Origin of the sequence: Nonomuraea sp. NPDC050227, from assembly GCF_044459705.1 — a bacterium.
Lineage (GTDB): Bacteria > Actinomycetota > Actinomycetes > Streptosporangiales > Streptosporangiaceae > Nonomuraea.
This window is the reverse complement of sequence record NZ_JBITJF010000002.1, coordinates 140139-153179: the sequence shown is the minus strand read 5'-3', so window position 1 is coordinate 153179 and position 13041 is coordinate 140139. Positions and strand designations below refer to the sequence as shown.

The 13041-nt window shown below is 73.5% G+C and carries 13 protein-coding genes; 8 read left to right on the top strand and 5 right to left on the bottom strand.

Translation table 11 applies throughout. The features are described 5' to 3' along the window. The first annotated feature begins 51 nt into the window (after positions 1 to 51). The gene (locus ACIBK9_RS07950) at positions 52 to 471 is read left to right on the top strand and encodes an SRPBCC family protein (RefSeq protein ID WP_352330618.1); all 420 of its coding nucleotides are present in this window, start codon (positions 52 to 54) and stop codon (positions 469 to 471) included. Positions 472 to 593: 122 nt separating this feature from the next. Here ACIBK9_RS07950 and ACIBK9_RS07945 read toward each other — a convergent pair whose 3' ends face one another. Continuing rightward, complete coding sequence (locus ACIBK9_RS07945) at positions 594 to 962, bottom strand: hypothetical protein (RefSeq protein ID WP_397156165.1); 369 nt, start codon at positions 960 to 962, stop codon at positions 594 to 596. 295 nt (positions 963 to 1257) lie between these two features. Here ACIBK9_RS07945 and ACIBK9_RS07940 point away from each other — a divergent pair, with 295 nt between their 5' ends. The 7 genes from ACIBK9_RS07940 to ACIBK9_RS07910 all read left to right on the top strand — a co-directional run bounded on the left by ACIBK9_RS07940 (position 1258) and on the right by ACIBK9_RS07910 (position 8968). Further along, a complete protein-coding gene (locus tag ACIBK9_RS07940) occupies positions 1258 to 2493 on the top strand; it encodes an alpha/beta hydrolase (protein ID WP_397156163.1) in 1236 nt (411 codons plus the stop codon). Between the two features lie 146 nt (positions 2494 to 2639). Beyond that, positions 2640 to 5411 carry a Na+/H+ antiporter subunit A gene (locus ACIBK9_RS07935; RefSeq protein WP_397156161.1) on the top strand — a complete coding sequence of 924 codons (2772 nt, stop codon included), beginning with the start codon at positions 2640 to 2642 and terminating at the stop codon, positions 5409 to 5411. Further along, entirely contained in the window at positions 5408 to 6238 is an 831-nt protein-coding gene (locus tag ACIBK9_RS07930; RefSeq protein ID WP_397156159.1) for a Na(+)/H(+) antiporter subunit C, read from the top strand. The genes ACIBK9_RS07935 and ACIBK9_RS07930 overlap by 4 nt, the downstream gene beginning before the upstream one ends. A 21-nt stretch (positions 6239 to 6259) precedes the next feature. Beyond that, positions 6260 to 7828, top strand: coding sequence for a Na+/H+ antiporter subunit D (locus ACIBK9_RS07925; RefSeq protein WP_397156157.1), 1569 nt, complete (start codon positions 6260 to 6262; stop codon positions 7826 to 7828). Next, positions 7825 to 8367 carry a Na+/H+ antiporter subunit E gene (locus ACIBK9_RS07920; RefSeq protein ID WP_397156155.1) on the top strand — a complete coding sequence of 181 codons (543 nt, stop codon included), beginning with the start codon at positions 7825 to 7827 and terminating at the stop codon, positions 8365 to 8367. The genes ACIBK9_RS07925 and ACIBK9_RS07920 overlap by 4 nt, the downstream gene beginning before the upstream one ends. Next, on the top strand, positions 8364 to 8624 hold the full coding sequence (locus tag ACIBK9_RS07915; RefSeq protein ID WP_352351365.1) for a monovalent cation/H+ antiporter complex subunit F: 261 nt from the start codon (positions 8364 to 8366) through the stop codon (positions 8622 to 8624). The genes ACIBK9_RS07920 and ACIBK9_RS07915 overlap by 4 nt, the downstream gene beginning before the upstream one ends. Positions 8625 to 8626: 2 nt before the next feature. Further along, complete coding sequence (locus tag ACIBK9_RS07910; protein WP_397156152.1) at positions 8627 to 8968, top strand: cation:proton antiporter; 342 nt, start codon at positions 8627 to 8629, stop codon at positions 8966 to 8968. On the opposite strand, the gene ACIBK9_RS07905 is transcribed toward ACIBK9_RS07910, so the two are convergent. The 4 genes from ACIBK9_RS07905 to ACIBK9_RS07890 all read right to left on the bottom strand — a co-directional run bounded on the left by ACIBK9_RS07905 (position 8920) and on the right by ACIBK9_RS07890 (position 12957). Beyond that, the gene (locus ACIBK9_RS07905) at positions 8920 to 9417 is read right to left on the bottom strand and encodes a DUF6328 family protein (RefSeq protein ID WP_352327547.1); all 498 of its coding nucleotides are present in this window, start codon (positions 9415 to 9417) and stop codon (positions 8920 to 8922) included. The two genes, ACIBK9_RS07910 and ACIBK9_RS07905, sit on opposite strands and share 49 nt — an antisense overlap. A 65-nt stretch (positions 9418 to 9482) precedes the next feature. Then, positions 9483 to 11504 (bottom strand): xanthine dehydrogenase family protein molybdopterin-binding subunit, encoded by a 2022-nt coding sequence (locus tag ACIBK9_RS07900; protein ID WP_397156150.1) that lies wholly within the window; start codon positions 11502 to 11504, stop codon positions 9483 to 9485. Continuing rightward, positions 11501 to 12472, bottom strand: coding sequence for a xanthine dehydrogenase family protein subunit M (locus ACIBK9_RS07895; protein WP_364343682.1), 972 nt, complete (start codon positions 12470 to 12472; stop codon positions 11501 to 11503). The genes ACIBK9_RS07900 and ACIBK9_RS07895 overlap by 4 nt, the downstream gene beginning before the upstream one ends. Then, positions 12469 to 12957 carry a 2Fe-2S iron-sulfur cluster-binding protein gene (locus ACIBK9_RS07890; protein WP_357977060.1) on the bottom strand — a complete coding sequence of 163 codons (489 nt, stop codon included), beginning with the start codon at positions 12955 to 12957 and terminating at the stop codon, positions 12469 to 12471. The genes ACIBK9_RS07895 and ACIBK9_RS07890 overlap by 4 nt, the downstream gene beginning before the upstream one ends. Between the last annotated feature and the right edge of the window lie 84 nt (positions 12958 to 13041).

Genomic DNA, 13041 nt, shown 5'->3' with positions numbered 1-13041 from the left:
GGCGCGGTCCGCGCCCGGTACGGCGGCATTCGGGGAAGACGGGGGCCTGTGATGGCGGAGATCGAGGCGACGCGCGGGATGCCGGCCGACAGCATGATCGTGTTCGGGGTGGCGTCCGACGTCGAGCTGATGGACCGGTGGCTGCCGCAGGGGTTGTGGGTCGGCGACGGCGGGGCGGGCACCGTCGAGGCGGGCGGCGAGCTGGTGCCCGGCAGCGGGCGGCACGAGGGGCTGTTCCGCGCCCAGGAGGACCAGCTCCGGGTGGAGTGGGGCGGCCGCGACCACCCCGACTACGCGGGCTGGCTGCAGGTGTCCGACTCGGCGGCCGGCACGAGCGAGGTGACCGTGCACCTGTCGCTGCTCGACGAGCCCGCCTCCAGCGCCAGGGTCGGCGAGGTGCGCGAACTGCTCGACCGCTCCCTCGACCGGCTGGCCGACGAGGTCACCCGCCGGGTCTCCGAGGGCGGCTGAACGACGGCCCTTCCTGAGCGCTGCCGGACGGCGGGCTTCTCCGGGAGCGGCTGAGTCCGGCGCGCAAGCGGGGGCGGCAGAGGCCCGGTGGGCGGGCGGGGGTGGGCCCGCCCCTCCGGGGGTCAGGCGTCCTCGCGGTCCGTGTTCTCCAGCCGGAAGAAGTTGCTCTGCTTGCCGTCCTTCTTGTGCTCCTGGTAGATGAAGTTCAGCCTCCGCTGGTCGAAGGTCTCGAACCACTCCTCCCAGGTGATCTCCGCCAGGTCGTCCCCGCCGTAGCCGGGGAAGTCGAAGCGGAGCACGCCCGCCCTGCCCTGGTGCTCGGTGCCGGGCACGGTCGCGGGCTTGGCGCCGCGCTCATGCGCCCATTCCTCGATCACGTCGTGGTCGGTGGTGACGAGGCTGCGGCCGGGCCGCTCCTCGTGCTCGTCGGTCGAGGTGACGTGCTGCTCGTATTTGTGCTCGCCCTCGACGGGACGGTTCTGCTTCGACATGGCGGCCTGTTCCCCCTGGTAGTCGTGCGGATGACCTGCTCGATACCCAGCCCGGCGCGCTTCTTGCAAATGATCTGTGCCACCACGCTTAAAGGGGCTCGCAAGGTATTCCCGTCAACTTTTGATTATGCGACGTTTAATCACGATTCTTTCCCCCGTACTCGCAGGTCTGATCGCCGCGGCCGGCCTGTCCGGCACTGCAAACGCGGCTGCGAACGGCGGGCTCAACGCTTATTACGGTCAGCGCCTGGCCTGGTCGGGGTGCGGCAGCGGGTTCCAGTGCGCGAAATTGACGGTGCCCCTCGACTATGCGAAGCCCGGCGGCCGGCGGATCGGGATCGCCATGGTCCGGCTGCCCGCGACCGGCCGGCGGATCGGCTCGATCGTGCTGAACTTCGGCGGCCCCGGCGGCGCCGGCACGACCATCTTGAAGGCCGACAAGACCGTCATGTCGGCCGCCGTCCGGCAGCACTTCGACGTGGTCAGCTTCGACCCGCGCGGCGTGGGCGCCTCCGCCCCCGTGCGCTGCCTGTCCCCCCTCGGCCTGGACGCCTACTTCGCCGCCGACCCCACCCCTGACAACGCGGCCGAGGTCAAGCGGGCCAAGGCGTGGATGAAGATCTTCGCCCAGGGCTGCGCGACCAACTCCGGCAAGCAGCTGCTCGCGCACGTCGGCACCGGCGAGGTGGCCCGCGACCTGGACGTGATGCGGGCCGCCCTGGGCGAGGCCCGCCTGACCTACTTCGGCTTCTCCTACGGCACCTACCTGGGCGCCCGCTACGCCGACCTGTTCCCCACCCGGATCCGCGCCATGGTGCTCGACGGCGCCGAGGATCCCGGCCAGACGCTCGCCGAGTTCGGCGCGGCGCAGGAGCGGGGGTTCCGGCTGGCCCGCGAGTCGTTCCTGCGCGACTGCTTCAGGGCCAGGGACTGCCCGTTCCCCCGGCACACCGTCGCCGCCGCGACCAAGCGGCTGGAGGCGCTCTACAAGCGGGCCGACCGGGCGCCGCTGCGCAACGACGGCGACAGCAGGCAGGTCAACGAGGCCATCCTGCGCGCGGGCGTCAACCAGGCCATGTACGCCAGGGACAGCTGGCCCTACCTGCGCCAGGCGCTCACCCTCGCCTTCAAGGGCGACGGCACGGCCATGCTCGCCCTGGCCGACGTCAACCACGGACGCCGTCCCGACGGCAGCTACGACAACAGCAGCGAGGCGCTGACGGCCGTCAACTGCCTGGACCATCCCGAGCAGCGCTGCGCGTACTGGCCGGTCAAGGGCAAGGGGTTCACCAGGAAGGTGCGCGCCCACGGGTCGCCGCCGATCGTGGTGGTGGGCACGACGCGTGACCCGGCCACGCCGTACGAGCTGGCCAGGCGGCTGGCCGGGCAGCTGGAGCACGGCGTGCTGCTGACCCACGACGGCGACGGGCACACGGCGTACAAGGGGAGCTCGTCCTGCCTGGACCGGCAGATCGACCGGTACGTGATCACGGCTCGCGCGCCCCGTCCGGGAGCCTGCGCGAAGGTCTGAGGGCGTGGGCCCCGCTCCCTCACCCGCTCATGGGCGGGTGAGGGACTGGTGACGTTCGGGTCAACCCTGGCCGCGCCTGCGCGGCGGGCACGACCGGGCGGGAGAGATTGGGCGGACGTAGCCGGAAATTCCCGCCCGAGGAGCCCATGGAGTCGCTGCTGGTCCTGCACGCGCTCGCGGCGGTCTGCGCTCCCTGGCTGGCCCGGCGCATGGGACGGGCCTCCTTCCTGCTGCTGGCCGTGGCGCCCGGCGCCGGTTTCGCGTACACGGTGTGGCTGGGGGTGCGGGGGCTGCCGGCGCGGGAGGACACCCGCTGGGCGCCCGCGCTCGGGCTGGAGCTGTCCTTCCGGGCCGACTCGCTGACCCTGCTGATGATGGCGCTGGTCACCGGCGTGGGCGTGCTGGTCCTGGTCTACAGCGTGCGCTACTTCCCGGCCGGCGACGACGGGCTGGGCCGCTACGGCGGCGCGATGACCGCCTTCGCCGGGTCGATGCTGGGGCTGGTCACGGCCGACAACCTGCTCCTGCTGTACGTCTTCTGGGAGCTGACCACCGTCTTCTCCTACCTGCTGATCGGCTACGACCCGGAGAGCCGGGCGGGCCGGCGGGCCGCGATGAAGGCGCTGACGGTGACCACGCTGGGCGGGCTGGCGATGCTGGCCGGGTTCGTGGTGGTCGGGCAGGCGGCGGGCACGTACGCGCTGTCGGGGGTCGTCGCCCGGCCGCCGCAGGCGGGCCCGCTGGCCGCCGGGCTGGTGCTGGTGCTGGCCGGGGCGCTGTCGAAGTCGGCGATCTTCCCGTTCAGCACGTGGCTGCCGGCCGCGATGGCGGCGCCGACGCCGGTGTCGGCGTACCTGCACGCGGCGGCCATGGTCAAGGCCGGGGTGTACCTGGTGGCCAGGCTCGGGCCGGCGTTCGGGGACGTGCCGCTGTGGCGGGCGGTCGCGGTGCCGCTCGGCGTGCTGACGATGCTGCTGGGCGGCTGGCGGGCGCTGCGCGAGACGGACCTGAAACGGCTGCTGGCCTACGGCACGGTCAGTCAGCTCGGTTTCCTGATCACGCTGTTCGGCGTGGGCACCCGGGGCGCGGCGCTGGCCGGGGTGGGCATGCTGGCCGCGCACGCGCTGTTCAAGGCCGCGCTGTTCCTGGTCGTGGGCGTCGTCGACCATGCGACCGGCACCCGTGAGCTGCGCGAGCTGAGCGGGGTCGGCCGGTCGATGCCGTGGGTGTGCGCGGCCGCGGTGCTGGCGGGGGCGTCGATGGCGGGGCTGCCGCCGTTCGCGGGGTTCGCCGGCAAGGAGGCGGCGCTGGAGGCGCTGCTGGACCGGCCGCTCGTGCTGGCGGGGGTGGTGGCGGGGTCGGCGCTGACGGCGGCGTACACGCTGCGGTTCCTGTGGGGGGCCTTCGCCGCCAAGCCGGGCGTGCCGGCCACGCCGGCGCACCGGACGGCGGCGGCCATGTTCGCGCCCGCCGCGCTGCTGGCGGTGCTCGGCCTGGCGCTGGCGCCCTTCGCCTCCTGGTACGGCGGCGCGATGTCGGGCTACACCGGCACCTTCCGCGACCCCGGCCACGCCACGCACCTGGCGATCTGGGCCGGGCTGTCCCCCGCGCTGCTGCTGTCGGCGGTGGCGCTGGCGGCCGGGGTGCTGCTGTTCCTGGCCAGGGAGCCGGTGGCCAGGGCGGGCGCGGCGCTGCACGTGCTGGACTCGACGCAGCTCTTCTGGGCGCTCGTCCGTCGGCTGGACCGGTTCGCCGTGCAGGCCACGGGCTTCGTCCAGCGCGGTTCGCTGCCCGACTACCTGCTGCTCACGCTGGCCGCCACGACCGGCGTCGGCGTGTTCGCCGTCGCCTACGGCGGCGTGCCGCACCTGGACGTGCCGGTCGTCGCCTGGGAGCGCGTGGAGCAGCCGGTGCTGGCGGTCCTGATCACCGCGTCGGCGGCGCTGGCGCTGTTCGCCCGCGCCTACATCCTGCTGGCCGTGGTCGTCGGCGTCATCGGGTACGGCACCGCGCTGCTGTTCCTCGCGCACGGCTCGCCCGACCTGGCCCTGACCCAGTTCCTGGCCGAGACGCTGGCCCTGGTGGTGTTCGCCCTGGTGCTGCGGCGGCTGCCGGTGACCCCGGTCAGAGCGCGGCTGCCGCGGCTGTTCCGGTTCGGGCTCGGGCTGGCCGTGGGGGTGGTGGTGACCGGGGCGGGCCTGCTGGCCACCGGCGCGCGGAGCACCTGGGCCGTCGGGTCGCTGATGCCCGCCGCGGCGCGCGAGGCGGGGGCGCGCAACATCGTCAGCGCGATCATCCTGGACATCCGGGCCTGGGACACGATGGGCGAGAGCACGGTGCTGGTCGTGCTGACGCTGGGCGTGACGAGCCTGGTGTTCCTGCGGCGCAGGACGTACGAGATCGAGCGGGACGACCGCGGCCGGGTGCCCGCCGAGCGCACGCACTGGTTGTCCTCGACCCTGCCGCGCGGCCAGCGGGCCGTGGCCTTCGAGGTGGCGGCCCGGCTGACCTTCCACACGGTGCTGGTGCTCTCGGTGTTCCTGCTGTTCGTCGGGCACAGCGGGGTCGGCGGCGGGTTCGCCGGCGGCATCGTGGCCGGGCTGGCGATCACCGTGCGCTACCTGGCCGGCGGCCGGTACGAGCTGGCCGCGGCGGTCCCGGTGCACGCGGGCGTGCTGATGGGCGCCGGGCTGACCCTGTCGACCGGCACGGCGCTGGCCGGGCTGCTGTTCGGGCGGGCGGCGCTGGACATGCTGGCGGCCGACGTGCACCTGCCGCTGGTCGGCAGCCTGCACGTGTCCACGGGCCTGCTGTTCGACCTCGGCGTGTACGTCTCGGTCACCGGCATGGTCCAGGACGTGCTGCGCGGCCTCGGCGCCGAGCTGGACCGGCAGATCGAGGCGGAGGAGAGCGCGTGACGATCTCCCTGGCGCCGTTCCTGTGCTGCTGCGTGATGATCACGACCGGTGTGACGCTGCTGCTGGAGCGGAGCCTGGTGCGGGTGCTGGCCGGGGTGGTCGTGCTGGGCAACGGCGTGAACCTGCTGATCGTCACCGCGGGCGGGAACGCCGGCGGGCCGCCCATCCTGGGCAGCACGCCGGTGGCGGACATGGCCGATCCGCTGCCGCAGGCGATGGTGCTCACCGCCATCGTGATCACCCTGGGAGTGACGGCGTTCGTGCTGGCCATGGTGCACCGGACGTGGCAGCTCACCGGCAGCGACGAGGTCCAGGACGACACCGAGGACCGGCGCGTGCGGCTGCGGGCCAGGCGCGGCGAGCTGAGCCACGCCCTGCGCACCCGGCAGGACGCCTACCGGCGGCTGGTCGTGGAGCAGCGGGCGGAGCTGGCCCGGCTGGAGGCCGAGCAGGCCGAGCGGGAGCGGCTGCAGGAGGCCGACCTGGAACGGCGGATCGCCCGCGTGCACACCGAGCTGGAGGAGTGGATGCGCACGGGGATGGCCGAAGGGTTGTCGGAGGAGCAGCTGCAACTCGGCTTCGAGGAGGCCGGGCAGCGGGACCGGCCGGGCGAGGAGGCCACGGCCGGCGACAACGCCGAGCGCATCGACGAGCTGCGCCGCGAGCACACCCGGCGGCGGGCCGAGCAGGCGGCCGGCGAGAAGGAGCTGCGCCGGCGGATCAAGGCCCGGCAGCGCGACGCCCGCAGGCAGATGCGCTCGGCCATCCGCGAGGAGCGGGCCCGCCAGGCGCTCGCCAACGACCCCGAACTGGAGGGCGGAGACTAGTGGCAGGCAGGGGCGGGGCCCGTGGGTGACCTGGTCGAGCTGCGCGGGCTGGTGTGCGTGCCGGTGCTGCTGCCGCTGCTGGCGGCCGGGATCAAGCTGGCGATCGGCGGCCGGTTGCGGCATCTGCAGTCGGCCATCAGCGTCACCACGCTGGGCATCTCGCTGGCGGTGTCGGTGCTGCTGCTCGCGCACGCCGACACGCACGGCCCGCTGGTGACCGAGCTGGGCGGCTGGGCCTCGCCGGTCGGGATCTGCCTGGTGGCCGACCGGCTCTCGACGCTGGTGCTGGTGGTGTCGTCGGCGGTGACGCTCTGCGTGATGGTGTACTCGATCGCCAACGCCTACGACGAGGCCGAGCACGACGCGCCGATGGCGATCTTCCATCCGGCGTTCCTGGTCATGGTGGCGGGCGTGGCGGACGCGTTCCTGTCCGGTGACCTGTTCAACCTGTTCGTCGCGTTCGAGATGCTGCTGAGCGGCTCGTACGTGCTGCTGACCTTCGGCGGGACCGAGTCCAGGATGCGGGCGGGGGCCACGTACACGCTGATGGCGCTGGCGTCGTCGATGTTGTTCCTGATCGCGCTGGCGGTGACCTACGGCGCGACGGGCACGTTGTCGATGGCGCAGCTCGCCGAGCGCTTCGGCACGCTGCCCGCGCAGGTCAAGCTGCTGGTCGAGCTGACGCTGCTGCTGGCGTTCGCGATCAAGGCGGCGATCTTCCCGGTGTCGGCGTGGCTGCCGGACTCCTACCCGACCGCGCCCGCGCCGGCCACGGCCGTGTTCGCCGGGCTGCTCACGAAGGTCGGCGTGTACGCGATCATCCGGCTGGAGGCGCTGCTGTTCCCCGGCGGGCCGGTCTCCACGCTGCTGATGGCGGTGGCGCTGGCCACGATGCTGGCCGGCGTGCTGGGCGCGGTGGCGCAGACCGACATCAAGCGCATGTTGTCCTTCACGCTGGTCAGCCACATCGGCTACATGGTGTTCGGGGTGGCGCTGTCGACGGTGGCGGGCCTGGCGGGCGCGGTGTTCTACATCGTCCACCACATCACCGTGCAGACGAGCCTGTTCCTGGTGACGGGGCTGATCGAGCGGCGCACCGGCACCACGTCGGTCAACCGGCTGGGCGGGCTGATGAGGAGCGCGCCGGTGCTGGGCGTGCTGTTCTTCGTGCCCGCGATGAACCTGTCGGGCATCCCGCCGATGTCGGGGTTCCTGGGCAAGCTGCTGCTGGTGCAGGCGGGCCTGGACAAGGGCGGCCCGGCGGCGCTCGTGCTGGTGGCGGGCGGGCTGCTGACGAGCCTGCTGACGCTGTACGCGATCGCCAAGACGTGGGGCAAGGCGTTCTGGCGCGCGCCGCGCGAGGAGCGGCTGGGCCAGGTGATGGAGAGCGAGGAGGCGACGGGTGAGGAGCCGGTGGTGACGACGACGGCGCTGCCGCCCGTGCTGCTGGGCGCGACGGCGGCGCTGGTGGCGCTGGGGCTGTCGTTCACGGTGCTGGCCGGGCCGCTGGCGGCGCTGACGCAGCGGGTGGCCACGGAGCTGAGCGAGCGGCAGACGTACATCACCGCCGTGCTGGGGACGCGGCGGTGAGCGGCGGCCTGCTCGCGCCGCGGCTGTTCGGCCGGCGGGTGCCGCTGCCGCTGGTGGCGTGGCTGACGCTGGTGTGGGTGACGCTGTGGGGCGAGCTGTCGGCGGGGAACGTGCTGGGCGGCCTGGCGACCGCGCTGGTGGTGACGTGGCTGCTGCCGCTGCCCGTCCTGGACCCGGGGATCAGGGTGCGGCCGCTGCCGCTGGCGCGGTTCCTGCTGTGGTTCGGGTGGGACATGCTGCTTTCGACCGTGCGGGTGGTGGCGTGGGTGGTACGGCCCGGCGATCCGCCCACGCAGCTGGTCCTGGTGCGGCTGCGCACGTCGTCGGAGTCGATGACCGTGATGATCATGGTGGCGTTGTCCACGATGCCGGGGAGCCTGGTGGTGGAGGCGTACATGGACAGGAGAGAGCTGATGCTGCACGTGCTGGGGCTGGCCGGGGAGGGCGTCCCGGACGCGGTCCGCAGGGACCTGGCCGGGCTGGAGTCGCGCATCGTGGCCGCGTTCGGCACTCGCGCCGACCGGGAGGAGCTGCGGTGAGCGCGGTGTACCTGGTGACGATCGCGCTGCTGGGCGGCGGGGCGGCGGCCGCGTTGTGGCGGGTGGGGCGCGGGCCGTCGATGCTGGACCGCGCGGTCGCCCTCGACGTGCTGACGTCGCTGGCGATGTGCGCGGTCGGGCTGTTCGCGGTGGTCAGGGACGACTACTCCGACCTGCCGGTGCTCCAGGTGCTGTCGTTGCTGGGGTTCGTGGGCTCGGTGTCGCTGGCCCGGTTCTTCCCGGGGCGGTCGGGGTGAGCGTGACGGACAGCGTGATGGGCAGCGTGATGGAGGTCGCGGCGGCGGTCTGCCTGGTGCTCGGGGCCGTGCTGGCGTTGTCGGCGGGCGCCGGGCTGGTGCGCTTCCGCACGACGCTCGACCGGATGCACGCCGGCACCAAGCCACAGGTGCTCGGCGTGCTGCTGGTGCTGGCCGCGATGTGGCTGCACCGGCCCACCTGGTGGAACGCCGGGCCGCTGCTGATCGTGGGGGCCTCGCAGGTGATCACCGTGTCGGTGGCGGCGTACATGGTGGGGCGGGCGGCCTACTCGCGTCAGTCGTCGCGGGACGAGACCGAGATGCCGCCCTCGGAGGAGGACTGATCGCCCCTGCGGTCGAGGGCGGGCTGGCCGAACCAGGTCCAGGCGGCCAGCCCGGCCAGGATGCCGGCGGTGACCCAGGCCAGGGTGGAGTGGAACAGGTAGTCGATCACCAGCATGGTGGCCGTGGTCATCGACACCACCAGGGCGAGCGCTCCTAACAGGCCGTAGGTGTTGGACCGGCGTACCAGCCTCTCCTTGTGGCCCTGCCGGAACAGCACGCGGTGCTGGGCGGTCGGCGCGATGTAGCAGATCGACGCGACGGCGGCGCTGACCAGCGCGGCGAAGTAGAGCCAGCGGTCGGTCTGGTCCAGCTTGACGAAGCCGGGCGAGAAGGGGACGGTCAGCAGGAACGCGAACAGCACCTGCACGCCGGTCACCGCGACGCGGGCGCCCTGCAGCAGTTCGACGAAGTTGCGGTCGGCGCGTTCCTCGTGCGACTCGTTCTTCACTCGGCCTCCTCGTTGGATGTTCCCCTCTTCCTTGGCGGAGGCCGGTCGAAACATGGATGGCGGGGTCAGCTGAGGATCTTGGCGGGGGTGATGGGCAGGTCGCGCACCCGCCGGCCGGTGGCGTGGTGAACGGCGTTGCCGATCGCGGCGGCGGTGCCCACGATGCCGATCTCGCCGATGCCCTTGGAGCCCATCGGGTTGAGCAGGCCGTCCTGCTCGTCGATCCAGACGGCCTCGATCGCCGGCACGTCGGCGCAGGCCGGCACATGGTACTGGGCCAGGTCGCGGTGCAGGAAGCCGCCGAACTCGTCGTCGGTCAGCGTCTCCTCCATCAGCGCCATCCCCATGCCCATGGTCATGCCGCCGACGAACTGCGACCTGGCCAGCCTGGCGTCCAGGATGCGGCCGGCGGCGAACACGCCGAGCAGGCGCGACAGGCGGATCTCGCCCGTCACGGAGCTGACCCTGACCTCGGCGAACTGGGCGCCGAAGGCGTGCCTGGCCAGCTCCTCGTCGGCCTTGACCTCCTCGGTGGTGTCGGCGGACCCCTCGCCACCGTCGGCCCGCAGCGCCTCGCAGGCCCGTACGACGGCCGAGCCCCACGACGCCGTGCCCATCGAGCCGCCCGCGACGGGGGCGGCAGGCAGGTCGCTGTCGCCGAGCTCGACGTGCACCCGGTCGGGGGCGACGCCGAGGCAGTCGGCCGCGATCCTGGTGAGCACGGTCCGGGCGCCGGTGCCGATGTCGGCGGCGGCCACCCGGATGACGAAGTCGCCGTCGCGCACGGTCGCGGTGGCCTGCGAAGGGCCGCGCCTGGCCGGGTAGGTGGAGGCGGCCACGCCGGTGCCGACCAGCCACTCCCCCTCGCGCCGGACGCCGGGCGCCGGGTCGCGGCGGTCCCAGCCGAAGCGGCGGGCGCCCTCGCGCAGGCAGGTCACCAGGCTGCGGGAGCTGAACGGCAGCCCGCCGTCCGGCTCGGTCGTGGGCTCGTTGCGGATGCGCAGCTCGACGGGGTCGATCCCGGCCGCCTCGGCCAGCTCGTCCATCGCCGACTCCAGGGCGTACATGCCGGGGCACTCGCCGGGGGCGCGCATCCAGGACGGGGTGGCGACGTCGAGGCGGACGAGCCGGTGCGCGGTGCGCAGCGCGGGCGTGGCGTACATGACGCGGCCGGGGGTGGCGGCCTGCTCGGCGAACTCGACGATCCTGCTGGTCTGCACGTACGCCGTGTGCTCGACCGCGGTGAGCCGGCCGTCGGCGTCCGCGCCGAGCCGCAGCCGCTGGACGGTGGGCGTGCGGTAGCCGGTGAGGTCGAACATCTGCTGCCGGGTGAAGACGACCTTGACCGGACGGCCGGCGGCCCGGGCGGCCAGGGCGGCGAGCACGGCGTTCGGCCTGGTGGTGCCCTTGGAGCCGAAGCCGCCGCCGACGTGCCTGGACACCACGCGCACCTGCTCGGCGGGCAGGCCGAGGGTCTTGGCGATGCTGTCCCGGTCGCCGCTGGTGCCCTGGGTCGAGTCGTAGACCAGCAGCCGGCCGTCGTCGGCCCACACGGCCACCGCGGCGTGCGGCTCCATCGCGTTGTTGTGCAGGGGCGGCGTCGTGTACGTCACGTCCACGGCGGACGCGGCGGCGGCCAGCCCGGCCTCCACGTCGCCCTTGCCGGTGTCGGGCGGCAGGTTCGGGTTGACCGTCTCGGGCCGGTAGAGGTCCGGGTGGTCGGCGCGCAGCCGCACGTCGTGGGCCTGCGCTTCGTAGGCGACGTGGACGGCGTCGGCGGCCGCGCGGGCCTGGTCGTAGGTGCCGGCGACGACGGCGGCCACGAGCTGGCCCCGGTAGACGACGTCCCGGGAGCGGAACAGCGCCAGCTCGGGGTCGGCGTCCTCGGCCAGGTCGGGCGGGTCCTCGACGGACAGCACGGCCAGCACGCCCGGCATGGCCAGCGCCTGCCCGGCGTCCACCCCGGTCACCCGGCCCCTGGCGACCGTGGACTGCACCGGGTAGCAGTAGGCGACGCCCTCGACCGGGTACTCGGCGGCGTACGTGGCCAGCCCCGTGACCTTGACGCGCCCCTCGATGCGGTTCACGGCGTCAGCTCCTCCAGCGTGCGGACGATCAGGTTGCGCGCCAGCGGCAGCTTGTACGCGTTGCGCGGCAGCGGGCGGGCCTGGTCGAGCTCGGCCTCGGCGGCCCGCAGGTACGCCTCCCCCGTGGCGGGGCCGCCGATGATCTCCCGTTCGGCGCGTTCGGCCCGCCAGGGCGCGTGGGCCACGCCGCCGAGCGCGATGCGGCAGCCGGTCACCACGCCGTCCCAGCGCACGTCGAGCACGGCGGCGATGGACACCAGGGCGAACGCGAACGAGGCCCGCTCGCGCACCTTGCGGTAGAGGGAGGCGCCCGGCGGCGGCGCGGGCAGCTCGACGGCGGTGATCAGCATGCCGGGTTCGAGCACGGTGTCGCGCTCCGGCGCGTCGCCGGGCAGGCGGTGCAGGCCGGGCATGGGGATGATCCGGTCGCCGGCCGGGCCGGTGACGTGCACCTCGGCATCGAGCGCGGCCAGCGCCACGGCCATGTCCGAGGGGTGGGTGGCCACGCAGGCGTCCGAGGCGCCGAGCACGGCCAGGTTGCCGTGGTCGCCCTCGATCGCGGGGCAGCCGGTGCCGGGCTCGCGCTTGTTGCACGGCCTGGTGACGTCCTGGAAGTAGGGGCAGCGGGTGCGTTGCAGCAGGTTTCCGGCCACCGTGGCCATGTTCCTGACCTGGCCGGAGGCGCCGGTCAGCACGGCCCTGGCGAGCATCGGGTAGCGGGCGCGGACGAGCGGGTCGGCCGCCAGGTCGCTGTTGCGCACGGCCGCGCCGATCCGCAGCCGGTCGCGTACGGGCTCGACGGCGTCCAGCGGCAGGCGGCTGACGTCCACGAGGTGGTCGGGGGCGGCCACGCCGAGGCGCATGAGGTCGACCAGGTTGGTGCCGCCGCCCAGGTACATCGTGCCGGGGCCGTACCGGCCGACCGCGTCGGACGGGCTCTGGGCGCGGACGTAGTCGAACGGCTTCACCGGGCCACCTCGCCGATCGCGGCCACGATGCCGGGATAGGCGCCGCACCGGCACAGGTTGCCGCTCATGCGTTCCCTGATCTCCTCGGGCGTCAGGGCCGGGTCGAGGAGGAGGTCGGCGGTGACGGCGCTCGGACCGGGCTCGCCCAGCATGCCGACCGCCGAGCAGAGCTGGCCGGGCGTGCAGTAGCCGCACTGGAAGGCGTCGTGCTCGATGAACGCGGCCTGCAGCGGATGCAGCTGCTCGCCCGAGGCCAGCCCCTCGACGGTGACGATCTCGCTGCCGTCCACCGCCACGGCCAGCGCCAGGCAGGAGTTGGCCCGGCGGCCGTCGATGAGCACCGTGCACGCGCCGCACTGGCCGTGGTCGCAGCCCTTCTTGGAGCCGGTCAGGCCGAGCCGTTCGCGCAGCAGGTCGAGCAAGGAGATCCTGGGGTCGACGGCCACGGTGTGCGGCACGCCGTTCACCTGCAGGGTGATGTCCATAGGCGCTCGCCTACCCGGCCACCGCCGGAGGCAACCACGGGCTCGGACATCTCGGGGTAAAGGTGACGGGGTCCAGGTGTCGGG